This window comes from Streptomyces sp. NPDC051064 (genome assembly GCF_044455985.1).
GTDB lineage: Bacteria > Actinomycetota > Actinomycetes > Streptomycetales > Streptomycetaceae > Streptomyces.
The window spans coordinates 284,524-310,390 of record NZ_JBITFK010000006.1 but is presented as its reverse complement, the minus strand read 5'-3'; the positions used below and the strand labels follow the sequence as shown (position 1 = coordinate 310,390).

Here is a 25,867-nt window from a genome sequence, read left to right as displayed (position 1 = left end):
CGGCGCCTGGTCGCCGACGTGCACCGCCCCGCCAGGCCCTCCGCGGAAGAGCCGGGCCACGGCCCTCACCGGCTTCCACCCCTACCTCCCCGAAAGACCCTCTCGTGTCCACTTCCACCAGCCCAGCGGTGCGGCCCACCACCCCCTCGCGGGGCATGACCCGCTCGCTGACCCTGCTGTTCGCGTTCGCCGGCGGCCTCGCCGTCGGCAACCTGTACTGGGCCCAGCCCCTGATCGACTTCATCGCGGGCGACCTGCACGCCTCCCCGGCCATCGCGGGCTGGCTGATCACCGTCACCCAGATCGGCTACGCCGCCGGAATCGTGCTGATCGTGCCGCTCGGCGACGTCCTCGACCGCCGCCGCCTGATCCCGCTCATCACGCTGGCCTCGGCCGTCGCCCTCGCCGCCTGCGCGCTCGCCCCGTCCTTCGGGGCCCTGGCCGGGGCGATCACCCTGCTCGGCATGACGACCGTCTCCGGTCAGCTGCTGACCCCGCTCGCCGGAGACCTCGCCGCCGACGAGAACCGGGGCGCCGTCGTCGGCACCGTGGTCTCCGGACTGCTCACCGGCATCCTCGTCTCGCGCACCATCAGCGGACTGGTCGCCGAAGCCGCCGGCTGGCGCGCCGTCTACGCCGCGGCCGCCGTCCTCGCCATCCTGTTCGCCGTGCTCCTGTACCGCTCCATCCCCTCGATGGAGCCGAAGACCCGCATGCCGTATCCGGCGCTCATCGCCTCCGTCGGCCAGGTGATACGCCGCGAGCCGGCCGTGCGCTGGACGCTGGTCCTCGGAGCGATCGGCTTCGCCGTCTTCCAGATGTTCTGGACCGGCCTCACCTTCCTGCTCAGCAACCCACCCTTCTCCTACTCGGTCTCCGTGATCGGCCTGTTCGGCCTGTTCGGCCTGGCCGGCCTCGCCGGAGCCCTGGCCGCACAGCGCGCCGGGCGCCTGCACGACCGGGGCTGGTCACTGCCCGCCACCGGCGCGGCCCTCGTCCTGGCACTGATCGCCTTCGGCATCTCCGCGACCGTCGGCGCCTCCGTCGTCCTCGTCATCATCGCGATCGTCGTGCTCGACGTGGCCGTCCAGGGCCTGAACCTGCTCAACCAGGCCCGCCTCTTCGCCGTCTCGCACGAGGCCCGCTCCCGCCTGAACACCGCCTTCGTCGCCAGCAACTTCGTCGGCGGCGCCATCGGCTCCGCCGCCGCAAGCATCCTGTGGGCGCACGGTGGCTGGAGCTCCATCTGCGCTGCCGGATCGGCCCTGATCGTGCTGGCCCTCCTGGTCTGGGCTGCGGGCCGCCGCACGCTGAAGGCCGCGACCATCACCCAGAACTGACCCCGCCTCACACCCCACCGAAGGAATCCCATGGAAACTTGATCGCGTCGCCGAGCCGGCGCGGACACACCGCCCGCCAGTATGTGCAGACGACCGGCACAGCACCGGGAATCCACGACGGCCACCTCGTAAGAGCGCGAGCTGTGGTGCCCCCGGCCCGCCCGTTCCCCCGCCGGATGAAAAAGACATCATGCGCGCCACTGTGAGGCGCGCCCCTGTGAATCAAGGAGCAAACGACATGATCTCCCGTGAAGACCGCCGTGAGGCTGAAGACCAGATCGCCCGCCTGATCTACACCTACTGTCACCGGCTCGACGGTGCCGACCTCGAAGGAGCGGCGTCGCTGTTCGAGAACGCGAGGTGGCAGCTCTCCCCGGAAGTCGTCTGTCACGGCAAGGCCGAGCATCTTGCCGCTCTGGAAGAGCCCATCATCGTGTATGGCGACAAACTGGGCACCCGCCATATGGTCGGCAACCTCATCACCGATGTCGCCGACGACGGCCTGACCGCGCACAGCATGTCCTACGTGCTCAGCTTCCAGGTCGCAGAGGGCTTCCCCCTCCAGCCCATCTTCCAGGGGCGCTACGAGGACACCTTCGCCCTCGCCGACGGGGAATGGCACTTCGTCTCCAGGACAGTTCACGCCGACGGGATCGGAGATATGAGCCACCACCACAAGAGCGCCTGAAGCGATGCGCTCCCAGCCTCCTCGGGGCTTCGCGCAGCGCGGTGTGCGGGGTGAAGTTCTGCGCCTTGGCCCGTGCCCGGAACTCGTCCACGAGCTCTTTGCGATCGCCGTGGACGATGTCGGGCCGGCTGCGCGGCTGTGACGCGTCGGTCCGCCGCCCGCCGTCGGCTCAGGTACGGCCCGTGCCTTGGTAGACGTCGAGTTCACCGTCGAGTTCCAGTGCGAGCACCGTTGCGTATGCGTCGACGTCCCGCGAGGCCGGCGCGTCGATCCAGGCAACGCCTGGCACGTCGTGCAGACCGCCGACGACGCGATGCGCGAGGGGCGCGCCTGTGCCGACGACCGACACCCGCTTCACGCGGCTGCGCAGCCCCCGCACGGCCACGTACTCGCGCGGCGGGTCGAAGCAGAAGAGGTAGAGGGTGCGACGGTCGGCGGACAGGGTGCTCGGCCCGTAGTGGTGCCCGGCCGGCAGGCCCGCGACGGTCCCGTACACCGCTTCGCGGTGCGCCGCGATCCAAGCACCGAGCCCTTCGAGGCGTGCCGCCTGCTCGTCCGTGACAGTGCCGTCCTCCCGCGGGCCGACCCCGAGCAGCAGATTGCCGCCCGTCCCGATCGTCTCCGCGAAGTACCGCACCAGCTGCCGCACCGACTTGTGGTTCGTGTCGCCGGGCTGGAACCCCCATGAGTCGTTCACCGTCAGGCACAGCTCCCATGGCCCGTCCGGTGCGCGCAGCGGTACTCCCTGCTCGGGGGTGGCGTAGTCCCCATGGCCGATCAGCCGCGCATTGCACACGATGTCCGGATCGGCACCGAGAACACGGGCGGCGAGCGCGTCCGTGCCCCACTGCTCCTTGGTGCGTTCCCACTCGCCGTCGAACCAGAGGAGATCCGGGCGGTATCGGTCGACGAGTTCGCCGACCTGGCCGTCGCGGTAGGCGAGATAGCGGGCCCAGGCCTCCGGGTCTTCCACGCCGCCCCGGGGCGCGACCCAGCGGCTGGTCAGCACGTCCTCGTGGGTGGAGGAGGGGCTGGGGTGCAGGACGCTCGCATAGTCGGGGTGGTTCCAGTCGGAGTGGGAGTAGTACAGGCCCACCTTGAGACCTTGCTCGCGCAGCGCCGTGGCGTACGGTCCGACCAGGTCACGCCCGGCAGGCGCGTGCCGTACGACGTCCAGGTCTCCGTACCCGGTGTCCCACAGGGCCACCCCGTCGTGGTGACGTGCCGTCAGGACGGCGTAGCGCGCACCGGAACGCGCGAAGAGGGCGGCCCAGCCGCGCGGGTCGTAGCGTGCGGCGGTGAAACCGCCGAGCTGCTTCATGTACTGCTCGTGCGAAACCTGTCCCGTGTAGAAGGCCCAGGACTCGGGGACCCCCTCGACGGCGTAGATGCCGTAGTGGACGAAGATTCCGAGCTTCGCGTCGGAGAACCAGGACTGCATGGGCATCGGGCAACACCTTTCTCCGGTGAACGGCGACTGGCGGGGCGGCCTCGTGCCGCCCCTGGCCGACGGAATGCCGGGCGCCGACCAGGACGCGCCGGGCCGGCTCAGCCTCCGCCGGTCCATTTTGCCCGCCGACGAGCAGACGTTGTACGGAAGCGACAACCAGGCGCAGCTCAGCTGGGCCGAGCCCGGCATCCGGGCATGGCGGCCCGGGCCCGTCAACAGCGCTACGGTACGGCCTGACCGCTCGGACCCCGGTCTCCCACACGATGACGCAGGAGCGCTGACGACATGACGAACCGCTGGGCCGGAGTGACGATCGACTGCCTGGACGTGGAACGGGTGGCGGGATTCTGGAGCACGTTGCTGGACCGACCCCGGGGACCGTCCGAGCCAGGCTGGATCTACCTCGGTCTCCGCGACGACCCCCAGCCCCGCCTCGTTTTCCAACCGGTGACCGAGCCGAAGCGTGGCAAGGTGCGCCTCCATCTCGACGTCGCGGTCGACGACATCGAGCGGGGAATCGCCCAGGTCATCGCGCTCGGCGGCCGGTACACCGGCGAGCGCCATGAATACGACGAGGGCGTGATCGTTGTCATGACGGATCCCGAGGGACACGAATTCTGCATGGCCCAGTACTACTGACCCTGCTGGCATTTCCCTCGGTGAGGGTCTGCCCGTCAGGTCTGTCCCTTCAGGGATCTGCCTGTCCACTCCAAGACCGCGCGATCTCGGTTCGGGTGCCCAGGACAGAGTGTCACTCGGCGATGACTTTGCTTGAAGGCGAGAGTCTCTTCATCGAACGCCTTGTCGGACACCCTCTGCTCGGGTGCAGTGCAGGTACGACTCACAAAGGAGGCACGTCCACATGTCTGGTTCGAATCCGGTAGCAGGCCGAAGCCCGGGAGCTGAGGTGTGGCCACTGATCTGTGCTGAGCGAGCCGCACTGGCAGCCGATCTTGCAGGCCTGTCCGACGAGCCGTGGGCGACGCCCTCACTGTGCGACGGATTGACGGTACGTGAGGTGCTCGCGCACCTCACTGCCGGGGCGAGCCTCAATTCGGTGCGCTGGCTTGCGGGCGTGATCCGCTGCCGATTCGACTTCGACAGGCAAGTGGCCATGCGGCTGGCCGAACATCTCGGTGCGACCCCGGCCGAGACGCTTGACCGTTTCCGGCGCATCGTCCCCAGCAGAACCAAGCCTCCTCTCCCTGCCATTGCCCTGCTCGGCGAGACGATCGTGCATGCGGAGGACATCCGGCGCCCGTTGGGCATTCGCCGCGACTACCCGATCGAGACGGTCACACGGGTAGCGGAGTACTACCAGGGTACGGACCTCGTTGTCGTTGCCAAGGGGCGCATCGGCGGCCTACGACTCGTCGCGGACGACGGCCCCTTCAAGACGGGATCCGGGGCGCTCGTGTCCGGCCGTACCTTGGCCCTGACGATGGCCATGACCGGGCGCGAGGCATACGCAGACGACCTGGAAGGCACCGGTGTCGAGCTCCTCCGTGAGCGCTGCGGAATGGCCTGACGGTCAAGGCGGCCCACCGCCCGCGGGTGCGCCTGTAACCGATCGCGGCAGTGGCGCTAGGTGTACTGACCCGAGAGGTTAGGGACGCGGCTGGCGGGTGGCAGCCCCTGCAGGGCGGTGTGTCTCCTGTGATGGTTGTAGGTATGGAGCCAGCCGGGGTACGCGTCGCGGCGTTCCTGCTTGCTGAGGTAGGGCTTGGCGTAGGCCCATTCATCGAGCAGGGTGCGGTTGAAGCGTTCGACTTTCCCGTTGGTCTGTGGGCGGTAGGGGCGGGTGCGTTTATGGGTGATCCCCGCGTCGGCCAGTGTGATGGCCCAGGTGCGTGAGCGGTAGCAGGAGCCGTTGTCGGTCAGGACGCGCTGGACGGTGATTCCGGCCTGGCCGAAGAAGTTCTGCGCCCGGGTCCAGAACGCGGAGGCAGTCTCCTTCTTCTCGTTGGCGAGGATGTCGCTGTAGGCCAGGCGGGAATGATCGTCGACGGCGTTGTGGAGGTAGCTGTAGCCCCCGCCGATCCGGTTCTTGCGACCGGCTTGGCGGCCCAGCACTTGATGGCCGCCGCCGTTGGGAATGTTGCCGAGCTTCTTGATGTCGACATGTATCAAGTCGCCTGGTGCGGCGTGCTCATAGCGGCGGATGACACGGCCCGTGGCGCGGTCCAGGTGCGACAGCCGGGCGATCCGGTATCGGGTAAGTACCCGATGCACGGTGGAGGGATTGAGGCCGAGCAGGTAGGCGATGCGGGCTGGGCCCCAGCGGCGCAGGACGCGGACTTTGATGATGCGCCGCTCGGTGCGGGTCGGCGTTTGACGCGGGCTGAGGTGCGGCCGGCTGGAGCGATCCGTCATCCCGGCGGGTCCCTGCTCGCGGTAGCGGTCGGCCCACCGTTTCGCTGTGGTGGGTGAGACTTGGAAGCGTTCCGCCGCGCGGCGGAGTGGCCATTGGTCGTCGACGACGCACTGCGCCAGGCGCAGGCGGCCGGTCTCGGTCAGGGGTGCGTTGCGGTGGACCATGCGGGTCCTTCTGGCTCAGAAGATGACGATGTCCGGGTGCACGAGTGATGTCTCGTGCACCCGGCCGTTGGATGGGCGCCGGCAGGTGGTGAGGTCGGTAGCGGGTTGTGAAGACGTGGGTGGGCTCGCGCGGAATGCATGCGCTATTCGCGGGTCGCCAGCTCGCCCAGACGGGGCTCGCCGATCACGCTGAGCATGTCCGTGTGGTGTGGGGTCCACCCCAGTTCCTGGCGGGTACGTGACGCGCCCACTGCCACCTCAGCGCTCTCGCGCGCGCAGAGTTACCAGGCGACGGCTCCCTTGTCGTCGAAGAAGCCGCCTCGGGGGCCGTCGTCGGGCAGGGTGGCGAGGCGAAGGGCGATCGCGGCGCCCTGCTCGGGTGTTCGTTCTCCGGCGAATCCGGTGAAGTCGGTTGCGACGTACCCGGGGCATGCCACGTTCACGACGATGTTCGTGTCAGCGAATCGGCGGGCGTACTGTGCTGTGACGCTGTTGAGCATCGACTTGGAGGGTGCGTAGGCGGCCATGACCGGGCCGGTCTGCAGCGTCAGCGAGCCCATGTTGCTGGACATGTTGACGATCCGGGGCGAGGCGGCGCTGCTGAGCAGCGGGAGCATCGCGTTCGTCACCCGTACAACCCCGAACACGTTCGTCTCCAGGACTGTGCGCAGGACATCGAGTTCGAGGGTCGTGGGGTCCTGCGCCCCGTCCTCGAACCGGCCGGAGATTCCTGCATTATTGACGAGGACGTCGAGTCGCCCGGCTTCCTTCTCGATGCTCGTGGCCGCTGCGGCGACACTGCCGTCCGAGGTGACATCGAGCGCGACTCCGAACGCATCGATTCCTGCGGCATGCAACCGCTCCACGGCCTCCTCTCGTCGGGCGTCGTCACGCGCCCCCACGGCGACGGTGAAGCCAAGGGTTCCGAGGCCCTGAGCGACGGCGAAGCCGATTCCCTTGTTCGCGCCGGTGACCAGCGCAGTCTTGGTGTTCACGCTGACCATGCTCAGCGCGGGGCTTCCGTTTCGTCCAATATCGATCCAGTACGCTGTGATACCCGGCGGGTATCACGAGGTGGATAGGCTATGCGCATGGACGACCTGGAGACCCGTGAGCTGTGGTACTTCGTTGCGGTCGCCGAGGAGCTGCACTTCGGGCGCGCGGCCCAGCGGCTCGGGATCGCGCAGCCACCGCTGTCGCGCGCCATCCGGCAGATGGAACGTCGGCTCGGCGTCCAACTTCTGGACCGGGATCGACGGGGGGTGGCCCTCACCGGCGCCGGCGAGGTGTTGCTGCGGGAAGCCCGGGTGTCCCTCGATGCGGTCGCGGCTGCCACGCGCCGGACCCGGCGGGCAGCGGATCTCCAGCAGCCGCTGGTACTGGTGACAAAATCCGGCGCATCACGCGAGCTGCTGCAACGGCTCCTCGCCTCGTGGGCAGACAACACCGATACGGCACCGGTCGAAGTCGTCCTTTGCGAGGTCGGTGAGCAGGCACGGTACCTGCGCAACGGGCGCGCGGATGTGGCCCTCATGCACCGGCCGGTCGACGACCTGGCCGGGTTCGATACCGAAGACCTCTGCACCGAAGGCCAAGTCGCCCTCCTCCCGTCCGGCCACCCGCTCGCCGCACGTCCCCAGCTCACCCTCGCGGACGTCAGCAACGTGCCTGACCTTCCCATCGCCCGATGGCCCCAGCTCGACGGCTCCTACCCCGACGGCCCCGGGCCAGAGGTGCACACCCAGTCACAACTCGCTCAGCTCGTCGCGCTCAGCAAGACCCTGCTCGTCATCCCGGCCTCCAGCCGCGCCTGGCAGTGGCCCGACCATGTCGCGGTGCCCGTCGTCGACGCCCCGGACATCACAACCGTGCTTGCATGGCCAGCTGGCCACCACTCATCGGCCCTCGCCGCACTGGCCCGAGCCGCGGCCGAGCTTCGCAACAGGCCACCAGCTGCGCCCACGCCCTGAACCTCCTCGCCACCCGACTCCGCGGATGTCAACGGGAGGCCAATCAGAGCTATATTGTCACCAACCTCTGTGAACAGAACAGCTAGGCTCCCGGAAGAAAGAGGCAGAACGGATGGCCGTGCGGGTCGCGGAGGACCCGTACATCCTTCTGCGGCTGGTGATCCTCCACCGTGGCGCCCAGGGCACATGCTCGCTCGGTCTCCGCCTCCAGGTCGTCCACCTGTAGATCCAGGTGAGCCTGCATCTGCTGGGTACCAGGGCGCTGCGGCCATGTCGGAGGCGTGTGATCGGGCTCCAACTGGAAGCTGAGGCCTGGGCGTTCCTGTTCCACCGCCCTCAGGCGGACCCACTCCGGGGTGCGCTCCACCTCCTGCCAGCCGAGCAGGGCTCGGTAGAAGTCGGCCAGCGCGGGAGGGTCGGGAGTGCCGAGGACAAAGGCACCTAGTGTCGTCGTCATATCTCCAGCTCTGCCCCGGGCGCTCACGCCCACACTTCTGTGCGCCGAGCGTCGCCGGGACGGACCATGATGCGAGTGGCGGGCAGGTCCCCGATCAGACTGACCGTGGAGGTAGTGGACGCAGGGCCGGGCCGTGAAGGACTTCGCCGTCGATGCCGAACCGCGAACCGTGACAAGGGCACTCCCACGCGGTTTCCGCCTCGTTGAAGGCGGACGAGACAACCGAGATGCGTGCAGCGCGCTGACAGGGCGTGGGCGACCCCGCCCTCGTCGCGGTAGACGGCGCAGCGCCGCCCCTCGACCCGGACGACCGCGCCCGAGCCGGGGGCGATCTCGGCGACCGAGTCGACGTGGGTGGTCTTCAACCTGTCACCTACGAAGTGCCGCGCGACCTCCGCCTGCTGCTTCAGCAGGGCCGTACCTTCACGGAGTGTGCTCCACAGACGACGCGGGTCGTACAGACCCGCCCACTCGGGTTCGGTGCCGGTGAGCGTCGACGCCAGCAACTGCCCGGCCACTCACACACCAGGACGTCCCTGTTCGGCCCCGAAGAACAGTTCCACCGTTACCTGGGCTACTGCTTCGCCATATTCACCATGCCGAACACCCTCGGGCTCTCCCACGAGCTCGTGTTGTGGAACAGTCCGGGGAAGGCCGCAGCGCCCTACGCCGTCGGCGGCGATGACGAGCTGCACGCCTTCATGAACTTCCACCGACCTGAGGTTCCGCTCGATGCCCTCAGGAATCCCGGCGCCCAGCGGGACCTCGTCGCCACGGTCTTCGCGGACGTGGGATGGGAGGTCCCCGCCATGGTCGACGCCATGCGCGAGGCGGATGACCTGTTCTTCGACACGGCCGGCCAGATCCGCATGCCCCACTGGTCCAGAGGCCGCGTCGCGCTCGTCGGTGACGCCGCGTACGCTCCCTCGTTCCTCACGGGGCAAGGCGCGAGCCTCGCGCTGGTCGGCGCCTACATGCTCGCCGACGCCCTGTCCAGGAACCAGGACCACACCGAGGCGTTCGCCGCTACGAACGGGACGCCCGCGATTTCGTAGCCATGAACCAGGCACTGGTCGACAACGGTGAGGGCCCTTGAGCAGCGCAACACCATGCTGCGTGACCTCGTCACCATGCCCGCCCCGGCGGCACAACCGGCCCACTCAGCCCTTACGCTGCCCGAATTCCCTGGCCGTGCCCGGCCGGGCGGGAGGGGCCTCTCGATGGATCCAGGTGAACGCCCCGTCGCTGATCACGATGCGCTCGCGTTCACCGGACGGAGAACGCACCGGCAGCCGCAGCCAGCGCCGCCGCAGCGGCGGCCTGCTCCGGCAGCCGCCGATCGGGATCGGCGCGCAGAAGCACCAGCTGGTGATAGACCGGCGCCGTGGCGGCGATCAGCAGGCTCTGCGCGTCCGTGTGCCGCGAGGGGAGTTCCCCCCGTTCGACAGCGCGGTCGACGAGAACTTCGCACTGGGTGTACCGGTCCGCCCACAGCTTCTTCTGCGCCCGCGCGGCCTGCTCGGAGTGGAACGAGACGGCCATCAGGGCGACGGCGAACGACGGCTGCACGGCCAGGGACTCCTGGATCTCCTGGTTGAGGGCCGTCAGATCGCCTCGCAGGGAGCCGGTGTCCGGTGGCTGCCAGTCGATCTCCCCGGCGGCGTCGATGACATCGACGAGCAGGCCGCCCACGTCGCGCCAGCGCCGGTAGACCGTGGTGCGGTGGACTCCCGCACGGGCCGCGACACCCTCCATCGTGAGTCCTTCGTGACCGCCTTCGGTGAGTTCGGCGCGCACCGCGTCGAGGACCTGGGCGCGGATGCGCGCGGTGCGACCGCCCGGACGGCGGCCCGGCTTCGTGGCCGGTGGTTCTGTCATCGGGAATCCAGTATCCGCTTGATCAACGTGCCGTGGCTGTGTCAGCATCTTAATGCAACGGTCGTCGCACTAATATCCGGCCCGCCCGAGAGGAACCGCCTTCCCGATGCCACCCGTTCCCGCCGACCCCACGGTGCTTCACCCGATGCCCGAGCATCCGCGCGTCGTCCTGCTCAGACCGTTGGTGAAGTCACCGCTGATCGAGGTCGGTGACTACTCGTACTACGACGATCCGGACGACCCGACCGCGTTCGAGACGCGCAACGTCCTGTACCACTACGGGCCCGAGCGGCTCCTCATCGGCAAGTACTGCGCGTTGGGCACGGGCACCCGGTTCATCATGAACGGCGCCAACCACCGCATGGACGGCCCGTCCACGTTCCCCTTCCCCACGATGGGCGGATCCTGGGCCGAGCACTTCGACCTGATCACCGGCCTGCCGGGCCGGGGCGACACCGTCGTCGGCAACGACGTCTGGTTCGGCCACGGCGCGACGGTCATGCCCGGCGTACGGATCGGCCACGGCGCGATCATCGGTGCCGGCGCCGTGGTCACCGGCGACGTCCCCGACTACGGCATCGTCGGCGGCAACCCCGCCCGACTCATCCGTACCCGCTACGACGCCGAAAACGTCGCCCGGCTCCTCGCGGTGGCGTGGTGGGACTGGCCTGTACAGCACATCACCGAGCACGTGCGCACGATCATGTCGGGGTCGGTCGCGGAACTGGAGGGGGCCGCCACGCTCATCGGCCGTCCCTGACATCCGGGCGTGCCGTCGTGCCGGCGGACACGTCCCGGCCTCACCTTCCTCGCCGCCCCGCCTACTGGAAACGAGTGATCGGCCGTGCCTCGCCCCCGTGCCCATATCGCGATGGTCGGCGTACCCATCGTCAGCCACGTCTTGCCCAGCCTCGCGATCATCCGCGAACTGGTGGCCCGCGGACACCGGGTCACCTACGCCAACGATCCGATCGTGGCCGACCGGATCCGGTCTGCGGGCGCCGAACTTGTGCCCTGTACCTCCGTGCTGCCGGTCGCCGACATCAAGTGGCCCGACGACCCCATTGCCGCGGCGAGCCTCTTCCTCGACGACGCCGTCCAGGCACTCCCACAACTGCGCGCCACCTACGAAGACGACCCGGCCGACCTGTACCTCTACGACATCGGCGCCTACGCCGCGCGCGCCCTCGCCGAGGGGCAGGGCCGCTCCCTCCTGCAGCTGTCCCCGACGTTCGTCGGCTGGGACGGCTACGAGGAGGAAGTCGCGGCTCATCTACGGAAGTTGCCGGGGGCCGACGCGTACCGGGAGAGGTTCGCGCGGTGGCTCGCCGACAGCGGGGCGGTCACCACGGACGTGGACGCCTTCTCCGGTCCGCCCGCACGGGCCATCGCCCTGATCCCGCGAGCGATGCAGCCGCACGCCGACCGGGTCGACACCGGGACCGTGACCTTCGTCGGCCCCTGCTTCGACGCCCCTGCGGACACGGACAGCTGGACGCGCCCGTCGGCTGCCGGCCATGTGCTGCTGATCTCGCTCGGCTCCGCGTACACGCGTCAGCCGGAGTTCTACCGCCGGTGCCTCGCCGCCTTCGGCGATCTGCCCGGCTGGCACGTCGTGCTCCAGATCGGCAGGCACACCGACCCCGGGGAGCTGGGGGACATCCCGTCCAATGCCGAGGTGCACTCCTGGGTTCCGCAGCGGGCGATCCTGGAACAGGCGGACGCCTTCGTCACCCACGCCGGCATGGGTGGCTGCGGCGAAGGGCTCCTGGCAGGTGTTCCCATGATCGCCGTGCCGCAGGGGGCCGAGCAGTTCATGAACGCCGACCGGCTCGTGGAACTCGGCGTCGCCCGCCGTGTGGACACGGTAGACGCCACCGCCGAGACCCTTCGCGCGGCGCTGGACGACCTGGTCGGGGACCCGGAACGAGTCGACCGGTCCGAGCGGTTGCAGGCTGCCGCACGGGCCGAGGGTGGCACCGCGCGCGCCGCCGACCTCATCGAGAACATGCTGGCCGCCGCCGGGAACCCCGCCCTCTGAACACCGCAGCTTCCCGCTTCGAGCACCTCGCGGGACCCGGGCCGCGTCACGCTACTTCGGTGCGGCGACGGGCCGTGCAGAGGCAGGCGACCGCGGACCTACGTCTCGCACGTAAGGGGGTGGGTCTCTTCACCCTCACCGTCACCGGTCAGGAGGCACACGCGGCCTCGCCCTGGACGCCGGTGCCAGTGCGGTCGAGGAACTCGCCCATCAGATACTGCGGTCGGCCGACCTGCGTGACCGGGAGACAGGCACCTCACTCACCGTGGGTGTGATCGAAGGCGGCCCCCGCAGCAACGTGACGGCGGGCCGGGCGGCCGCCCGCCTCGATGTCCGGGTCGCCACCGCCGCCGAACAGAACCGTATCGGCGCGGCGCTGGCCGTGCTGCGCCCGGTGGACCGGCGTACGCCGGTCGAGGTGACGGGCGGCTGGCACCGTCCCGTCTTCGAACGCGCCGCACACGTGGCCGAGTTGGCGGATCCGGCCCGCACCTGCGCGGTCCCGTCGCGGTCGGTCGGCCGCAGGAGGGGTTCAGGCGTCGGACAGGGGCGTGAGGGCCGTCGCGGTCAGTACCGCACGCTCCACCATGCCGGTGACCGAGGTGTTCTCCGAGCGGGCGTGGGCTCCGGAGCCGACCGCGCCGATGCCGTCCAGCACCGGGACACCTGCCGCGACGACGAAGTCGCCGTCGCTGGCGCCGCCGACCGCCGTCTCACGGGCGGGGCGCGATCACGCTGTGCTGTGGGGTGCCCCCGCCCCCGTCCACGACGATCAGGGCCCTGTCGAATCCGACGCGTAGGGCACGACCACGACCTGTACGTCGTCCTCGTAGACGACCCGCCCCGGATCCACGGAACGCAGCACCCGGCAGTCGACGCCGTGAGCGGCCAGGATCTCCAGATAGCCGGGGACCCGGGCGAGGAGATGCGCGGCTGACGGCTTGAACCACGCGGCTGCCCCAGGGTTGACCTCATCGTCGTACACCGTGGGGTCGACTGTCGAGGGGTCGGTGTACGCGGCGTCGTACCAGCGATTGTTGCTGCGGCGGAAGGACTCCTGTTCGTCCGAGAGTCTCCCCTCCCGCGCCAGAGTGTTGACGAGTCCGAAAACACCCGTGAAGTGGCCTCGGCCGTTCCGGTGCGGCGACTGGAACCGTACGTACTGGACGGTCTCGCCGTCGGTCATCCCCATCGGGTCATGCTCTCACCCGCCCTTCGTTCCAGGGCAGTTGGTGTTCCGCCTTCAGGACACCTTGTGTTCAGTGCGCCGCGGCGAGGTGCTCGAAGGCCCACGTGGCGAACGTCGTCACCGGGATGTCCATCGCCTGGGCGAACTCCGGGCGGGCCGGCTGACCGACGACGTCGCTCCACTCGTGTCCGGCCCCCCATGCGGGCATTCCCGCAGCGAGGGCCTCCGAGAGGCTCATCGAGGGTGCCGGTACCTCGACGCCCCATACCTTCGAGAGGGTCCGGGCGATCTCCTTCATGGTGAGCCGGTCACCGGCCAGTTCCAGCTCGATCCCGTGGAAGCGGTCCGGATCGCTGATGGCGTGCGCGGCGGCAGCGCCTATGTCCGTAGCTGCCACCAGAGCCAGTTCCGTGCCCGGCTGCAGAACGGTCGCCAGGCCCCCGGTCGGTCCGTGGGGCGCCAGCTGAGGCAGGTTCTCCATGAAGAACGCCGGTTTGACGACGCTCCAGCGGTCGAAGCCCGCACCGCGCACCAGTTCCAGGATCGCTTGCTTGGTCTCGAAGTACGGCTGCATGGGCGCCCAGCGGCCCTCGGCCCAGCCGGGAGCCCGAGTGTGTTCACCGACTCCGCTGGTGGAGGACTGTACGAACTGCGGCACCCCCGCTTCCCCGGCCGCGTGTACCAGGTTGGTGGCCTGGGCCAGTTCCGCCGCGAAATCGACGCCGTCCTCGCTCATCGGCGGCATCTGTACCGAGAACACCGAGCGGACACCGCGGACGGCGGGGTCCAGCGAGGCCCTGTCGTTCAGGTCGCCGGTGACGAGTTCGGCGCCCAGGGCCTCGACGGCCTTCGCGCTCTCCTTGTGCGGATCACGCACCAGAGCGCGGACCGGAATGCCGGCGGACAGCAGCGCACGGGCCGTCGCGCCGCCCTGACGGCCGGTGGCACCGGTAACCAGAACAGGGGCTGAGGTGAGAGTCATGATCACTCCTGCTGATGAGTCGTAGATCGATCGACAACAAACGGCGTGGCCCGCCGTTTCTCTTCGGCTACGATATGGCGGAGGCCACCACTTAGCAAGCGAGGGAGAACATGCCCGGTCAGCGCGCAGACGCACGCCGCAACTACGCCCGCATCCTGGAAGTGGCCGAAGCTGAGGTCTCCACCCACGGCGCCGACGCCTCCCTCGAGCAGATCGCCCGTACGGCAGGCGTCGGCTCAGCCACCGTGCGCCGTCACTTCCCCACCCGGCAGGCCCTGCTGACAGCCGTCTTCCACGAGCGCATCGAGGCCCTGTGCGAACGCGCGCGGAAACTCGAGGAGGCTCAGGACAGCCGCGCGGCACTCCTGACCTGGCTCCACGACCTGCTCGCATACGCCGTCTCCGCCCGCGGACTTGCCGACGCCCTCACCTACGAGCCCCCCACTCCCGACCCCCGTCATGACTCGTGTGGTGCCGCCCTCGAAGCCGCGGGTACACCGCTGCTGCGCCACGCCATCAGCGACGGCTCGGTCAAGGAGACCGTCACCTTCCATGACCTGATCACCCTGACGGTCGGCATCGCCCTGGCCACCGAACAGCACCCCGGCGCCGCCGAACAGGCCGACCGCCTTCTCCGGCTCGCGGTCGACGGAGTCAGTCCCCGGAGCACCGCGCACTGAGCACGGCTTGCGGGGAGGTGTGTGTTCCGTCCGTCAGGAGGTGGACGCGTCGGTGGGGGCCACCGTCATCGGGCGGCGCACCTTCGACCTCGGCCTGGGTCCGTGGGGCGGCACGCCGTGGCCCGGCGTCCCCGGCTTCGTGGTCACCCACCGCACCAGGGAAGACCTCCTCGGCGACAAGGGCCCCGCTGATCCAGCAGGGAAAGCCCGCCGGGGGGCCCGAGACCCACCTGCGCCACCGCGTCCCGAAGCAGTAGGTATCCACCGGCCGTCGGCGAGGGGGTGTCACCGACGGCCGGGGTGTGCGGGTTCAGTTGACGTAGACCTCGGCACGGTCGACGCTCACGAAGGACCCCTGGGACTGGGCGTTGTGCTGCCCGGTCACCCGGATGCGGAGGGTGTGGTCGCCGTTTCCGAGCCGTGGGCTCCTGTACTGCACGGCTTCTCCGATGCGGATGGTTCCGTGGAAGTCCACTGTCTGCTCCGGCCCGCCGTCGATGCTGATGGCCGCGTAACCGTTGCCCGTGTCCTTCACGGACAGCAGGGTGATGCGGGTGCCGGTGAAGGAGAACGTCGCCGTGGCGCCCGCGCTGCCGCTCCAGTGGTCGTCGCTCCAGAAACACTGGGTCGCGCAGCCTGTGCCGGAGTTCCAGGCGCCGCTGTAGGTCACGCCGCCCGCCCCGCTGGAGCGGCCGTCGTCGTTGATCCAGTAATTGCCGGAACCGGGATCGCCGGAGGGCAGGTCCTGAGTGGCGCCGAGGGCGAGGGGCCGGCCGAAGTCAGGAGTGCCGTCGGCGCGCCAGGTGAACTTCTGCGCCCGGGTGGTGCGGTTGGTATAGGTGGACACGGACGTGGTCTTGGCGTGATAGACGATCCAGTCCTCCGTGCCGTCCGGGGAGCGGAAGAAGGCGTGGTGGCCGGGGCCGAACACGCCCCGTTCGTCGGCCCGTGAGAACACCGCGTCGGGATGCTGGTACCAGGCGCCCGGTACCAGCGGGTCGGCGTCCGCCGGCAGCGACATCATCCGGATCTGGTAGTCGGGCTTGCCGGTGTCGCAGGCGGAGTAGGTCATCCATACACGGCCGTTGCGGTAGAGGAACTCAGGCCCCTCGCGTACTTCTGGGCACCCGCCTGCCGCATCGAAGGCGACGGCGTTCCCGGAGACGGTGTACGGGTTGGACATCGGGGCGATGTTCAGGCCGTTGTGCTGATACCGGTTGATACCGCTGTAGGCGAGGTAGAGGCGGCCGTTCATCTGGAGGATGCCGGCGTCGATGGCGAATTCGTCGGCGTGGTTGGGCGGGGCGAGCTTCGCCTTGAAGTGGTAGGGGCCGGCGGGGTCGTCGCGTTCCGACTCCAGGACGTAAAGGCGGTGGTGGTCGTCGATGCCGTCGTCCGCCGTGTAGTAGAGGTACCAGCGGTCGCCGAAGCGGTAGAACTCCGGAGCCCAGATATTGCGGTTACGGGAGGGATCGGAGTCGGTCCACACCGTGACGGGGTCGGCGGCGGCGAGATTTCCGAGGGAGGACGAGCGCCACATCTTGATGCTGTCGCCCTGGGTGGTGGTGAGGTAGTAGTTCCCGCTCCAGTGGGTCATGAACGGGTCGGGTCCGGTGTTGAGCGGGTTGCGGAACGTGCCGGCCGCGGCGGCGGGCGCCGGTTCCGGTGACGGTGCTGCCGCGGCCGGGGCCGTGACGGCGGGAAGCACGCCCAGGACCAGTCCGAGGAGGGCGGTGATGAGGGTACCGATGTGTCTTGTGGGGCGTTGGGGCGGTTGTGAGGGCATGAGGCGTCCTTCCGGGCGAGCCCGTTGGGGGATGGGGACCACACGCACTTTTACATCGATGTAATGACGGGGCGCCACGTTAAGTACGGGGCGGTCGCCGTGTCAATGCCTGGCGCAGGCGGGCGCGTTGGGGGCGCCGCAGCCCCGGGTAACCAGCGCGGCGGGCGGGTCGACGCCTCGTGCGGCGTGGGGCCGGGCGGGGGCGGTCCGGAGCGGGTCCGGCGGCCCATAGGCTGACCCCCATGTCTGTCACGTTGAGCTCCACCAAGACCCGCGCCGCCCTCCGCGTTTCGGCCCGCGTCTCAGGCGAGTTGCTGATCGTCCTTGCCATGACCGCAGTGGCGGTGTGGGCGCTGGGGCGGATGTGGTCGGTCGTCTGGCCGCTCATAGTCGGCCTGCTGCTCACCACCCTGACCTGGCCCATAGCGCGATTCCTGCGCCGGCGCGGGTGGCCCCCGGCCCTCGCGGCTTCGGTCGTGACGGTGCTGTTCCTCCTGGTCGCCGCAGGGGTCGTGGCGTTGATCGCGGTACCGGTGTCCTCCCAGTCCGGGCAACTGGCCGACGGCGTGGTCGAAGGCATCCAGAGGCTGCGCGAGTGGGCCTCCGGGCCTCCGCTCAACATCAGTGACGACCAGATCACCGGTGCGTTCGACTCCGCGACCGCCCGCATCCAGGACAGCCTGGGCAGCATGGTCACCACCGTCGTCACGGGGGTGAGCACGGTGGTCAACGGTGTGGTCACCGTCGTCCTCGCGGTCTTCCTGATGTTCTTCATGCTCAAGGACGGCCCCCGGTTCCTGCCGTGGCTGGAACGTCAGCTGCCCGGTCGGCTCGCCACCGATGTTCCTGCCGTGGCGTCCCGTGGTTGGGAGACCCTGGGTGAATTCGTGCGCTCCCAGGCCTATGTCGGCCTGCTCGACGCGGTCCTCATCGGCCTCGGCCTGTGGATCGTGGGGGTGCCGCTCGTGCTCCCGCTGGCGGTGCTGACCTTCGTGGCAGCGTTCGTGCCGATCGTGGGAGCCCTGTTCGCGGGTTTCGTCGCCGTTCTCATCGCCCTGGTGTCGAACGGACTCACCGACGCGCTGATCGTGCTGGCGATCATCGTCGTGGTACAGCAGCTCGAGGGCAACGTTTTCCAGCCCATGATCCAGAGCCGCGGGCTCGGTCTGCACGCCGCGGTGATCCTGCTCGCCGTGACGCTGGGGGGCAGCCTCGCCGGCATCGTGGGCAGCCTGCTCGCCGTACCGGCCGCCGCACTGATCGCGGTGGCCTGGAACTACCTGCGCGAGCAGCTCGGCGAGGAGCGGCAGGAGCCGGACGCTTCACTTGGCGGCGACCCGTCATGAAGCCTCCCGGCTCGTCCCGACGGGCGGGACGAGCCGGGGAGCCGCCTCCATGCCTCGGAGGGCGCCGTACGGGATCAGGACTGTACGCCGAGCTCCAGCGGCGGCGGGCGGAGCCTCATGCGGGACTCAGGTCCGGGCGCCCTCGGTGCCCCCCACCAGGGAGAACGGGGCCGCCGGTGAGGGCGGAGCCGAGGCGGCCCGTCCGGTCGGCACGTGCTGGTCCCCGTCCCGGAGCCGGCTGGTCGCCCACACGCTGGCCAGGCCGGTCAGCGCCAGGTAGCCGCAGGCCCACCACGGGCTGCCCGTACCGAGAGCCAGGAGCGCGGTCATGATCAGAGGGGTGATGCCGGACGCGAAGATGCCGGACATCTGGTAGACGAAGGACATGCCCGTGTACCGGACCGGCGTGGCGAACAGGGCCGCGAACAGGGTGCCCTGGGCACCGTAGAACGAGCCGTGCACGATGCCCAGCGTCACGACGAGTGCCGCTGCGAACGCCCAGGTCCCGCCGGTACCGAAGAGCCAGAACGCCGGGAAGACCGAGAGGGTGAACGCGGCCATGCCCACGAGGTAGACCCGGCGGGCCCCGTAGCGGTCGACGGCGGTTCCCGACACCGGAATCAGCGCGGCCATGACGAGCGCCGCGGCCGTGACCGAGAGCAGCACCGGGGTGCGCTCCAGCTCGAGCGTCCCCGTCGCGTACGTGATGGCGAACACCGCCCAGGTGTTGAAGGCCGCTCCCTCGCCCCACCGCGCGAGCATGCCGAGCAGGACGTGACGGCGCGCGGCCGGCTCACGCCACAGCTCCACCAGCGGCGCCGCGCGGGGCAGTTCCTGGAGGCGGCGTGCCGCACGGAAGGCGGGCGTCTCATCGATCTTCAGACGCACGGTCAGTCCGACCACGACGAGCACGAGGCTGATGAGGAAGGCGATCCGCCATCCGTAGTCGAGGAACGCCGACTCGCTGAGCACATTACTCAGCAGCGCGAACACGCCGGTGCCCAGCGCCAGCCCGATGGCGAGCCCGATCTGCGGAAAGCTGCCGAACCGGCCCTTCCGCCCCGCCGGCCCGTACTCCACGGCCAGCAGCACCGCCCCTGCCCACTCCCCGCCCAGCGCCACGCCCTGTGCGACGCGCAGGACCAGAAGCAGAGCGGGGGCGAGAACACCGACCTGCGCGTACGTGGGCAGCAGACCGATCAGCGCGGTGGAGACCCCCATGAGGCCCATGGTGAAGGCGAGGGTGTGCTTACGGCCGATCCGGTCACCGAGGTGCCCGAAGAGCAGGCCGCCCACGGGACGGGCGACGAAACCCACCGCGAAGGTAGCGAACGAAAGCATCGTGCCGACCGTGCCGTCGGCCGTGGGGAAGAACAGCTTGTTGAAGACCAGTCCGGCAGCTGTGCTGTAGAGGAAGAAGTCGTACCACTCCACCGTGGTGCCGAGCAGGCTGGCGAGCACCACGGTCCTCAGCCGCCGGGGAGACGTGGAGCCTTGCTCCGGTTCCGGAGCACTCTGCCGTGCCGGGGGCACGGGCTCGGCGCTCACCGGCCGGCGAACGGGACGATGCCCGCCTCGACAGTGCGCGGACCGGCCGGGTGCTGCCACAGACCGCGCTTCTCCAGCAACGGCAGAACGCCCTCGCCGAACCAGTACGCCTCCTCCAGGTGAGGCACGCCGGACAGGACGAACTCGTCGATGCCCAGCCGGTGGTACTCCTCGATGAGGTTCGCGACCTCCGTGTGACTGCCGACCAGCGCCGTGCCCGCACCGCCGCGGACCAGGCCGACGCCCGCCCACAGATTGGGGTAGATCTCCAGGTTGCCGGTGTCCCCGCTGTTGTGCAGCTCGCGCATCCGCCGCTGTCCTTCGGACTCGCTGGTCGCGAGGCCGCGCTGCACCGCCTTGACACGTTCCGGGTCCATGGCGGCGAGGAGCCGCTCCGCCTCGGCCCACGCCTGAGCCGATGTGTCCCGGCTGATGGTGTGCAGGCGGATGCCGAACCGTACGGAGCGTCCCTGGGCGGCGGCCAGCGAGCGCACCCAGTCGATCTTCTGCTTCACCTGCTGCGGCGGTTCGCCCCAGGTCAGATACACATCGGTGTACCGTGCCGCCACCTCACCGGCCGCGGGCGACGAGCCGCCGAAGTAGATCTGCGGCACCGGATCGGGCAGCCTGGTCAACTCGGCTGCCTCGACCCGCAGATGCTCGCCGTGATGGTCGACCGTCTCCCCGGCCCAGAGCCGCCGCACGATGTCCAGGAACTCCCCGGTACGGGCATACCGCTGGTCCTTGTCGAGGAAGTCACCGTACGCGCGCTGTTCGGCGGACTCGCCTCCCGTGACGACGTTGAGCAGCAGCCGGCCGTGGGACTGCCGCTGGTAGGTCGCCGCCATCTGCGCCGACAGCGTCGGGCTCATCTGGCCGGGGCGGAAGGCGACCAGGAACTTCAGCCGCTCGGTGACCTGGGTGAGCATGGCCGTGGTCAGCCAGGCGTCCTCGCACCACGCCCCCGTGGGGGTGAGCGCTCCGACGAAGCCGAGCTGTTCCGCCGTGCGGGCGATCTGGCCGAGGTACTCGATGGAGGCCGGCCGGTCGCCGCCGGCGCTGCCGGGCGTCGAGCCGTGGCCGCCGCCGACGACGTGGCGGCTGTCACCGGTCGTGGGCAGGAACCAGTGGAAGGTAAGAGCAGACATGCGGGAGCTCCCGAGGGGTGCGGAGGACGGCGTGCCGGCATGCAGGGCAGGGCATGCCGCGGCTGCCCGGCGGCGTACGGTCAGGTACGGGTCGAGGCACGCGGGGACACGGGGAGAAATGGCCGCGGCGCGGTCGTGGTGCCGCGGGGATGCGGATGCGCGAGAAGCTCAAGGCCGGTGGCGCTGAGGCGCCGTGGGCCCGGCAGGCGTCAGCGGCGACAGGTCGCGCTGGACTGGCGACACAGGTCGACGTGCAGGCGCGCCACGAGGAGGTCGGCAGCAGCGGTCATGTCAGGCATTGTGGGGGAGCCGCACCGCCCGGCTCAAGTCCTGACCGGCAGGTGTTCCAGCAGGTGAGACCGGCGGCGGCCGAAAGGTGGTAGAGCGCGAGTGCCCCGGCGGGCCGCGATGGGGCCTCCGCCCGGCCTGTGTCAGGCATCACGGAGGCCGGAACAGAGGCCTGGAGTAAGGTCGGTGCAGTGCGCGACGGTCGCATCGTCCGGCGCCACCGCGTGGCGCGCCTCCGCCTGCCGGACCCGGTGGATGATCTCGGCGGGACCGCTCGACGCCAGGACGGCCATGACTTCCGGCCAGTCGGACAGCTGGAACAGGTCCACGAGGCGGCCGGCCCCGTTGCTGAGCAGGGCGGCACCGGACAGCCCGGAGACCGGACAGCTTCCGGTGACCGCCTCGTCGGCCGCCCGCGGGTCGTCCTTGGCCACCCAGAAGCCGCCCGGCCGGTTCCGGTTGGCGCGCAGGTCCCGGAGAATCCGGTGGTACGCGTCGCTGCCCTCGGCGGTGGCGTCGAGCGCGGACCGGTACGACCGGCTGATGACCACCTCCCGGGGATCGGAGACGACGAGCGGCGTCCCCTCCGCCGTGTCGAGCACGAGGACCGCGTCCCCCAGGACCAGATACTCGGCGATGCCCTCGGACACGCGCAGCACGGCGACGGCCGCCGACGGGCTGACGGGGTCGGCGACGTCGCAGGTGTCCCGGTGATCATCCGTCACCTGCTCGATGGCCGCGGCCAGCAGCGCCGGGAGGCCGCGGTCCCTGGAGAGGCACAAGAGGCCGAGAAGGCTGCCTCCCAGACGCGTGGCGTACCAGGCCACGCCGTGCGGGCAGATCGATCCGGTGCCGGGGATGCCGGCCCCGTCGACCAGTACCGCCGCCGTCGGCACGGCACCGGTGAAGTCCTCGTTCGCGTGGCCGGGCCGTGCCGCCGCGCTCGTCATCGTCACCCGCATGTCGTGCTGCCGCCTCCTGCCGGTCGATGCGTCGACGGTACAACCGCGGACACACACACCGGCAGGAGGACGTCGGCCCGAGGGTCAGAGGCGGCCGCCGGGGACCACTGCGAACGTGGCGGGTCCCGCCGGCAGGTCCACCGTGTACTGGCTCAGGTAGGTGTCCAGGTACGGTGAGCGGGCACCGCCGGTGGGAACGTCGTCGGACGGGTCGTCCAGGGCCAGTCGGAGCCGCGCGTCCTTGACGTCGATCGTCTCGCCGGACGGGGTGTCGCGCCACGAGCCGGTCCGGATGGAGCCGACCTCCACCGCGAGGACGTGACCGGCCGCCAGCGTCCAGTCGGTCGCCTTGAGATCGACGGTGAGCCTGCCCGTGGAGAGCAGCGAGACCTGCTCGTCGAACATGACGGCGGTGCCGTCCGGGGCGACGTCGTACAGCTTGAGCATGACGTTGCCCTCTCCCTCGGCTCTCAGGGAGATCTGCGGGGTCCCTGTGATCCGCACGGACTTCTTGAGCGCCTCGGACCACACGAAGAAGCTCGATGTGACCTTCCCCGCCTCCTGGAGCAGGGCTTGCCCCTCGGCCAGGCCCCTCGGTGCCGCCGGGTCGGTGGTGGGCGCGTTCTCCATGTCCCATTCACCGGACGGCTTCACGCGCTCCTGGAGGGACGGCAGCCCGGACGTCGCCAGGGCGGCGAGGGAGGAGAGGCCGCCGTCGTCCACGTACGAGCCGCCGCCCAGGGGGAGGGTAACGGAACGATCCACGACCGGCCATGTCTTCTGGGCCCGCCACGCACCGGTGGAGTCCTCGACCGAGTAGGCCGGGTAGCGGACCTCCGGCCTGATGCCCTTGAGGTACTGGTCGTAGAAGGAGAGCGTCTCGTCGTACCAGCCCTCACGCCCCATGGACAGGCGCCCGTCGCTGGTGCGGTCCCCGCCGCGTACGTGCTCCCACTGGCCGACCCAGCCGCGCTCGGGGCCCTTGTGGTTGTCCAGGTACTCCTCCATCTCCTCGGGCTTGGTGTTGTTCTCGATGAAACCCTGGGTCACGAAGAGCGGGGTGTCGGTGCCCTTGGCCGCCTTGGCCAGGTCCCGTGCGGTCCAGAAGGCGTCGTCCTGGTCGGCTATCCGGTAGCCGGCCGCGTTCTGCGTCAGGCACTCCGGATGGGATTGCTCGTAGCGGGAGTTGGCCAGGTAGCGCGGGTCGTCGTCCGGCAACTGGGCCAGCGTGGCGATGGAGTTGTAGGCGTTGGCGGTGCCGGTGACGTTCGGGCGGGGCACGCCGTTCGAGTAGATGTACTGGTACATGTCCCAGAGCGGCTCCTGGGCGACGACGGCCTTGAGCGCGCGCTGGTCCAGGTTGTTGCCGATCAGACCGGTGACGGCGTCGTACGACTTGCCGTACAGGCCCACCGCACCCGTGGACCAGGGCTGTTTCGCGGCCCAGTCGATCGCCGCCCTCACGTCCGCCTGCTCGCCGGGGCCACCCCAGTCGAGGCAGCCGGTGGAGCCGCCGAAGCCACGCAGGTCGACCATGACGAAGGCGTAACCCCGGTCGAACAGGTCGGTGCCCTCGATGAAGTCCTGGAACCGGTCGGAGGGGCCGGTGTGGGTCCAGCCCTCGGCGCCCGACTGCCCCGAGTGCCCGAAGTACGGGCCGACCGACAGGATGACGGGCACCTTCGCCTTCTTCGGCAGCCCCTCGGGCAGCAGCACGTCGGCATGCAGTTCCGTGCCGGAGCGGTCCGAGGAAGGGAAGTAGTGCTGCGTCCAGAGGGAGCCCTCGGGGACGCGGTCGTTCTCCTGATGTGTGACGGGGCCGGTCGCGGTGGCGGCCGGCCCCGTCCGCTCCTGTGCCGCAGCGGGCCCGGAGGCGGCTGCGGGGCCGGCGAGGACGCCGGTCAGCGCGAGGGTGGTGACGAGTGCTGAGGCGGCCCATCCGGCCGTACGACGTGCTCTCACATGCTGCTCCCGGCTTGGTGGATACGGGGTGTCGCAGTGGTGCAGGCCGAGCAGCGGCCCCCGGGCCCGCCGTGATGAGCGCAGCGTTGGACGCGCACGTCCGCGGAGCTGGATCACAGTCGCGGACGCGAACCGGAGCCGACGGCGGTGGAGTCTATGATCACTCCGAGAAAGCTTCAACAGGCATGTGTGTCACGCGTGTTACTGATTCCCGGGACCGGGCGGCGCGGGGACGGGCGCACTGGCCAGGCCGTTGTGGACCAGGGCCAGGAACTCCTCCTCCGTGAGGCCCAGTTCGCGCGACTGGTTGATGACGCCGTGCACGGCCTCGGTGAGCCGGGCCCGGCCCGCGGCTCCGGGCGCCGCGGTGATCACCGCGCCCCGGCCGCGGCGCAGCTCGATCAGGTTCTCGTCACGGAGGCGCTGATAGCCGCGGAGCACGGTGTGCACGTTGACGCCCAGCGACTCGGCGACCTCACGGGCGGGCGGCAGCCGCTCACCCGGGGCCGCCGTGCCGTCGGCGATCGCCCCGCGCACGCAGGCGGCGATCTGCTCGCCCAGCGGTACGGGCGAGCCTGGGAGTACCCGGAACAGCATCGCTAGTCGCGCTCCTTTGCGTGACGGTCCGTCAGGCCGTTGAGGAGCGCGGCCGCGGTGGTCGAGTCGTCGACAGTGACCACGTATTCGCGTCCCCCAGCCGTACGGACCGAGAGCGCCTCGCCCGAACGCAGCAGGACACCTCGCCGGTTCGGTCGTATCCGGTAGCCCCAACCGCCGAATTCTCCCATGGCGTCGACCTCGACGCTGTGGGCGCCGACGATGCTGCCGAGCGGCAGGGCGAGCCGAGGCCTGGGCAGGACCGCCGAGGTGACCGTGACGCCCCGCCGGTCGACGGTGACCCGGACACCGGTGAACGCGGCGCAGATCAGGCCGAGTGCGAGCAGCGGCAGGCCCGTCTGCAAGGAGCCGAACACCAGGGCGGACAGACCGGCGAGTGCGACCGCCCCGGCCGCCGGCAGCAGTGCGCGGGACACCATGGTGCGGCTCCAGGCGGCAGCCTCACCCTCGGCGAGAGGCAGCGAGGGCGTGGGCGGTGCGGGCTCCGGGCGCGGCCCCGCATCCATCAGCCGCCAGACCAGGGCGCCGGTGGCCACACCCCCTGCGAGCAGTACGGCGAGATGCCACAGGGGCAGTTGCACCTCGGCCGTGTCCCGGACGTCCGCGTTGACGAGAACGGTGACGACCAGCGGATAGCCGACCGTGAACGCCGTGCCGGCTCCGACGGCGGCATTCAGCCGCGACCCCGTGCTCTTCCTGGAGGACAGGGTCATGGCGGTGAACATCAGCCCGAGAGCGACGAGCAAGGCGAGCCCGGACCACAGTGCGGTGGACCGGCTCAGGTAGTCGTTCGCCCCGCCGCCCGCCGAGAAGTGCGTGGCTATCCGACCGGGCAGCCGGTCCCGGTTCGCCAGAAAGACGCCGGCGTACGCGGCGGTGGCGACGCCGAACGGCACTGCTGTCAGGACGCCCCTTCTGATGGCGGTCATCTGACTTCCCCCCTGGAGTTGTTCGTATTGAAGTAGAACAATAGCACCATGCTTAGGGCCCGTGCCC

General features: G+C 69.8%; 25 protein-coding genes and 4 pseudogenes. 11 read left to right on the top strand and 18 right to left on the bottom strand.

Features of this window, described 5'->3' with window-relative positions; translation table 11 throughout:
- The first annotated feature begins 104 nt into the window (after nt 1-104).
- Both ACIBCU_RS22870 and ACIBCU_RS22865 read left to right on the top strand, forming a co-directional pair.
- Entirely contained in the window at nt 105-1,340 is a 1,236-nt protein-coding gene (locus tag ACIBCU_RS22870; RefSeq protein ID WP_399233494.1) for an MFS transporter, read from the top strand.
- Between the two features lie 238 nt (nt 1,341-1,578).
- Nucleotides 1,579-2,028 (top strand): nuclear transport factor 2 family protein, encoded by a 450-nt coding sequence (locus ACIBCU_RS22865; protein ID WP_399233492.1) that lies wholly within the window; start codon nt 1,579-1,581, stop codon nt 2,026-2,028.
- A gap of 169 nt (nt 2,029-2,197) precedes the next feature.
- Here ACIBCU_RS22865 and ACIBCU_RS22860 read toward each other — a convergent pair whose 3' ends face one another.
- Nucleotides 2,198-3,475 (bottom strand): alpha-L-fucosidase, encoded by a 1,278-nt coding sequence (locus ACIBCU_RS22860; protein WP_362941018.1) that lies wholly within the window; start codon nt 3,473-3,475, stop codon nt 2,198-2,200.
- A gap of 288 nt (nt 3,476-3,763) precedes the next feature.
- Here ACIBCU_RS22860 and ACIBCU_RS22855 point away from each other — a divergent pair, with 288 nt between their 5' ends.
- Together ACIBCU_RS22855 and ACIBCU_RS22850 are read left to right on the top strand one after the other, a co-directional pair.
- Nucleotides 3,764-4,117: a VOC family protein gene (locus ACIBCU_RS22855; RefSeq protein WP_399233490.1), complete on the top strand. Its 354-nt coding sequence runs from the start codon at nt 3,764-3,766 to the stop codon at nt 4,115-4,117.
- 223 nt (nt 4,118-4,340) lie between these two features.
- Nucleotides 4,341-5,006, top strand: coding sequence for a maleylpyruvate isomerase family mycothiol-dependent enzyme (locus ACIBCU_RS22850; protein ID WP_399233488.1), 666 nt, complete (start codon nt 4,341-4,343; stop codon nt 5,004-5,006).
- Nucleotides 5,007-5,062: 56 nt separating this feature from the next.
- Here ACIBCU_RS22850 and ACIBCU_RS22845 read toward each other — a convergent pair whose 3' ends face one another.
- Together ACIBCU_RS22845 and ACIBCU_RS22840 are read right to left on the bottom strand one after the other, a co-directional pair.
- Nucleotides 5,063-6,016, bottom strand: a complete 954-nt coding sequence (locus tag ACIBCU_RS22845; protein ID WP_362941027.1) for an IS481 family transposase — start codon at nt 6,014-6,016, stop codon at nt 5,063-5,065.
- Between the two features lie 281 nt (nt 6,017-6,297).
- Entirely contained in the window at nt 6,298-7,020 is a 723-nt protein-coding gene (locus ACIBCU_RS22840) for an SDR family oxidoreductase (protein ID WP_399233485.1), read from the bottom strand.
- An 87-nt stretch (nt 7,021-7,107) separates the two neighbouring features.
- On the opposite strand from ACIBCU_RS22840, the gene ACIBCU_RS22835 reads away from it, so the two are divergent.
- Nucleotides 7,108-7,986 (top strand): LysR family transcriptional regulator, encoded by an 879-nt coding sequence (locus tag ACIBCU_RS22835; RefSeq protein WP_399233483.1) that lies wholly within the window; start codon nt 7,108-7,110, stop codon nt 7,984-7,986.
- An 82-nt stretch (nt 7,987-8,068) separates the two neighbouring features.
- Here ACIBCU_RS22835 and ACIBCU_RS22830 read toward each other — a convergent pair whose 3' ends face one another.
- Together ACIBCU_RS22830 and ACIBCU_RS22825 are read right to left on the bottom strand one after the other, a co-directional pair.
- The gene (locus tag ACIBCU_RS22830; RefSeq protein ID WP_362941037.1) at nt 8,069-8,443 is read right to left on the bottom strand and encodes a VOC family protein; all 375 of its coding nucleotides are present in this window, start codon (nt 8,441-8,443) and stop codon (nt 8,069-8,071) included.
- A 94-nt stretch (nt 8,444-8,537) separates the two neighbouring features.
- A pseudogene (locus ACIBCU_RS22825) lies at nt 8,538-8,961 on the bottom strand (Rieske 2Fe-2S domain-containing protein); the annotation flags it as partial.
- On the opposite strand from ACIBCU_RS22825, the pseudogene ACIBCU_RS22820 reads away from it, so the two are divergent.
- Nucleotides 8,956-9,627 (top strand): annotated as a pseudogene (locus ACIBCU_RS22820) (FAD-dependent oxidoreductase); the annotation flags it as partial. The pseudogenes ACIBCU_RS22825 and ACIBCU_RS22820 sit on opposite strands and share 6 nt — an antisense overlap.
- Nucleotides 9,628-9,709: 82 nt before the next feature.
- Here the strand turns inward: ACIBCU_RS22820 and ACIBCU_RS22815 are convergent.
- Nucleotides 9,710-10,321 carry a TetR/AcrR family transcriptional regulator gene (locus ACIBCU_RS22815; RefSeq protein WP_399233481.1) on the bottom strand — a complete coding sequence of 204 codons (612 nt, stop codon included), beginning with the start codon at nt 10,319-10,321 and terminating at the stop codon, nt 9,710-9,712.
- 106 nt (nt 10,322-10,427) lie between these two features.
- Between ACIBCU_RS22815 and ACIBCU_RS22810 the strand changes: the two genes are divergently transcribed.
- The 3 genes and pseudogenes from ACIBCU_RS22810 to ACIBCU_RS22800 all read left to right on the top strand — a co-directional run.
- Nucleotides 10,428-11,081 carry a CatB-related O-acetyltransferase gene (locus ACIBCU_RS22810; RefSeq protein ID WP_399233479.1) on the top strand — a complete coding sequence of 218 codons (654 nt, stop codon included), beginning with the start codon at nt 10,428-10,430 and terminating at the stop codon, nt 11,079-11,081.
- A gap of 84 nt (nt 11,082-11,165) precedes the next feature.
- Nucleotides 11,166-12,362 (top strand): macrolide family glycosyltransferase, encoded by a 1,197-nt coding sequence (locus ACIBCU_RS22805; protein WP_399233477.1) that lies wholly within the window; start codon nt 11,166-11,168, stop codon nt 12,360-12,362.
- 172 nt (nt 12,363-12,534) lie between these two features.
- Nucleotides 12,535-12,666, top strand: a pseudogene (locus ACIBCU_RS22800) (peptidase dimerization domain-containing protein); the annotation flags it as partial.
- Here the strand turns inward: ACIBCU_RS22800 and ACIBCU_RS22795 are convergent.
- From ACIBCU_RS22795 to ACIBCU_RS22780, 4 genes and pseudogenes are all read right to left on the bottom strand, one after another.
- Nucleotides 12,619-12,798, bottom strand: coding sequence for a hypothetical protein (locus ACIBCU_RS22795; protein ID WP_399233474.1), 180 nt, complete (start codon nt 12,796-12,798; stop codon nt 12,619-12,621). The pseudogene ACIBCU_RS22800 and the gene ACIBCU_RS22795 overlap by 48 nt on opposite strands.
- A gap of 96 nt (nt 12,799-12,894) precedes the next feature.
- A pseudogene (locus tag ACIBCU_RS22790) lies at nt 12,895-13,080 on the bottom strand (M20 family peptidase); the annotation flags it as partial.
- 54 nt (nt 13,081-13,134) lie between these two features.
- Nucleotides 13,135-13,554, bottom strand: a complete 420-nt coding sequence (locus ACIBCU_RS22785; RefSeq protein WP_362941052.1) for a hypothetical protein — start codon at nt 13,552-13,554, stop codon at nt 13,135-13,137.
- 67 nt (nt 13,555-13,621) lie between these two features.
- Complete coding sequence (locus ACIBCU_RS22780) at nt 13,622-14,533, bottom strand: NmrA family NAD(P)-binding protein (protein WP_362941055.1); 912 nt, start codon at nt 14,531-14,533, stop codon at nt 13,622-13,624.
- A 110-nt stretch (nt 14,534-14,643) separates the two neighbouring features.
- On the opposite strand from ACIBCU_RS22780, the gene ACIBCU_RS22775 reads away from it, so the two are divergent.
- Nucleotides 14,644-15,213 (top strand): TetR/AcrR family transcriptional regulator, encoded by a 570-nt coding sequence (locus tag ACIBCU_RS22775; protein ID WP_399233471.1) that lies wholly within the window; start codon nt 14,644-14,646, stop codon nt 15,211-15,213.
- A gap of 310 nt (nt 15,214-15,523) precedes the next feature.
- Here the strand turns inward: ACIBCU_RS22775 and ACIBCU_RS22770 are convergent, their stop codons facing one another.
- Complete coding sequence (locus tag ACIBCU_RS22770; protein WP_399233469.1) at nt 15,524-16,999, bottom strand: family 43 glycosylhydrolase; 1,476 nt, start codon at nt 16,997-16,999, stop codon at nt 15,524-15,526.
- A gap of 242 nt (nt 17,000-17,241) precedes the next feature.
- On the opposite strand from ACIBCU_RS22770, the gene ACIBCU_RS22765 reads away from it, so the two are divergent.
- Complete coding sequence (locus tag ACIBCU_RS22765) at nt 17,242-18,345, top strand: AI-2E family transporter (RefSeq protein WP_362941065.1); 1,104 nt, start codon at nt 17,242-17,244, stop codon at nt 18,343-18,345.
- Nucleotides 18,346-18,471: 126 nt separating this feature from the next.
- On the opposite strand, the gene ACIBCU_RS22760 is transcribed toward ACIBCU_RS22765, so the two are convergent.
- The 7 genes from ACIBCU_RS22760 to ACIBCU_RS22730 all read right to left on the bottom strand — a co-directional run bounded on the left by ACIBCU_RS22760 (nt 18,472) and on the right by ACIBCU_RS22730 (nt 25,800).
- Entirely contained in the window at nt 18,472-19,809 is a 1,338-nt protein-coding gene (locus tag ACIBCU_RS22760) for an MFS transporter (protein ID WP_362941068.1), read from the bottom strand.
- 80 nt (nt 19,810-19,889) lie between these two features.
- The gene (locus ACIBCU_RS22755) at nt 19,890-21,041 is read right to left on the bottom strand and encodes an LLM class flavin-dependent oxidoreductase (RefSeq protein ID WP_399233466.1); all 1,152 of its coding nucleotides are present in this window, start codon (nt 21,039-21,041) and stop codon (nt 19,890-19,892) included.
- A gap of 209 nt (nt 21,042-21,250) precedes the next feature.
- Nucleotides 21,251-21,340, bottom strand: coding sequence for a putative leader peptide (locus ACIBCU_RS22750; RefSeq protein ID WP_362941074.1), 90 nt, complete (start codon nt 21,338-21,340; stop codon nt 21,251-21,253).
- A gap of 132 nt (nt 21,341-21,472) precedes the next feature.
- Complete coding sequence (locus ACIBCU_RS22745) at nt 21,473-22,291, bottom strand: integrase (protein WP_399233463.1); 819 nt, start codon at nt 22,289-22,291, stop codon at nt 21,473-21,475.
- 84 nt (nt 22,292-22,375) lie between these two features.
- Nucleotides 22,376-24,253, bottom strand: coding sequence for a CocE/NonD family hydrolase (locus ACIBCU_RS22740; RefSeq protein WP_399233461.1), 1,878 nt, complete (start codon nt 24,251-24,253; stop codon nt 22,376-22,378).
- A 201-nt stretch (nt 24,254-24,454) separates the two neighbouring features.
- On the bottom strand, nt 24,455-24,850 hold the full coding sequence (locus ACIBCU_RS22735) for a GntR family transcriptional regulator (RefSeq protein WP_362941083.1): 396 nt from the start codon (nt 24,848-24,850) through the stop codon (nt 24,455-24,457).
- A gap of 2 nt (nt 24,851-24,852) precedes the next feature.
- Nucleotides 24,853-25,800: a DUF1648 domain-containing protein gene (locus ACIBCU_RS22730; RefSeq protein WP_399233459.1), complete on the bottom strand. Its 948-nt coding sequence runs from the start codon at nt 25,798-25,800 to the stop codon at nt 24,853-24,855.
- Nucleotides 25,801-25,867 lie beyond the last annotated feature (67 nt).

Excerpts from the sequence above, each read along its gene's own strand:
- ACIBCU_RS22865 (WP_399233492.1), top strand. The coding sequence starts at position 1,579 with ATGATCTCCCGTGAAGACCGCCGTGAGGCTGAAGACCAGATCGCCCGC.
- ACIBCU_RS22860 (WP_362941018.1), bottom strand. The coding sequence starts at position 3,475 with ATGCCCATGCAGTCCTGGTTCTCCGACGCGAAGCTCGGAATCTTCGTC.
- ACIBCU_RS22855 (WP_399233490.1), top strand. The coding sequence starts at position 3,764 with ATGACGAACCGCTGGGCCGGAGTGACGATCGACTGCCTGGACGTGGAA.
- ACIBCU_RS22850 (WP_399233488.1), top strand. The coding sequence starts at position 4,341 with ATGTCTGGTTCGAATCCGGTAGCAGGCCGAAGCCCGGGAGCTGAGGTG.
- ACIBCU_RS22845 (WP_362941027.1), bottom strand. The coding sequence starts at position 6,016 with ATGGTCCACCGCAACGCACCCCTGACCGAGACCGGCCGCCTGCGCCTG.
- ACIBCU_RS22840 (WP_399233485.1), bottom strand. The coding sequence starts at position 7,020 with ATGGTCAGCGTGAACACCAAGACTGCGCTGGTCACCGGCGCGAACAAG.
- ACIBCU_RS22835 (WP_399233483.1), top strand. The coding sequence starts at position 7,108 with ATGGACGACCTGGAGACCCGTGAGCTGTGGTACTTCGTTGCGGTCGCC.
- ACIBCU_RS22830 (WP_362941037.1), bottom strand. The coding sequence starts at position 8,443 with ATGACGACGACACTAGGTGCCTTTGTCCTCGGCACTCCCGACCCTCCC.
- ACIBCU_RS22815 (WP_399233481.1), bottom strand. The coding sequence starts at position 10,321 with ATGACAGAACCACCGGCCACGAAGCCGGGCCGCCGTCCGGGCGGTCGC.
- ACIBCU_RS22810 (WP_399233479.1), top strand. The coding sequence starts at position 10,428 with ATGCCACCCGTTCCCGCCGACCCCACGGTGCTTCACCCGATGCCCGAG.
- ACIBCU_RS22785 (WP_362941052.1), bottom strand. The coding sequence starts at position 13,554 with ATGGGGATGACCGACGGCGAGACCGTCCAGTACGTACGGTTCCAGTCG.
- ACIBCU_RS22780 (WP_362941055.1), bottom strand. The coding sequence starts at position 14,533 with ATGACTCTCACCTCAGCCCCTGTTCTGGTTACCGGTGCCACCGGCCGT.
- ACIBCU_RS22775 (WP_399233471.1), top strand. The coding sequence starts at position 14,644 with ATGCCCGGTCAGCGCGCAGACGCACGCCGCAACTACGCCCGCATCCTG.
- ACIBCU_RS22770 (WP_399233469.1), bottom strand. The coding sequence starts at position 16,999 with ATGCCCTCACAACCGCCCCAACGCCCCACAAGACACATCGGTACCCTC.
- ACIBCU_RS22765 (WP_362941065.1), top strand. The coding sequence starts at position 17,242 with ATGTCTGTCACGTTGAGCTCCACCAAGACCCGCGCCGCCCTCCGCGTT.
- ACIBCU_RS22755 (WP_399233466.1), bottom strand. The coding sequence starts at position 21,041 with ATGTCTGCTCTTACCTTCCACTGGTTCCTGCCCACGACCGGTGACAGC.
- ACIBCU_RS22750 (WP_362941074.1), bottom strand. The coding sequence starts at position 21,340 with ATGCCTGACATGACCGCTGCTGCCGACCTCCTCGTGGCGCGCCTGCAC.
- ACIBCU_RS22745 (WP_399233463.1), bottom strand. The coding sequence starts at position 22,291 with ATGCGGGTGACGATGACGAGCGCGGCGGCACGGCCCGGCCACGCGAAC.
- ACIBCU_RS22735 (WP_362941083.1), bottom strand. The coding sequence starts at position 24,850 with ATGCTGTTCCGGGTACTCCCAGGCTCGCCCGTACCGCTGGGCGAGCAG.
- ACIBCU_RS22730 (WP_399233459.1), bottom strand. The coding sequence starts at position 25,800 with ATGACCGCCATCAGAAGGGGCGTCCTGACAGCAGTGCCGTTCGGCGTC.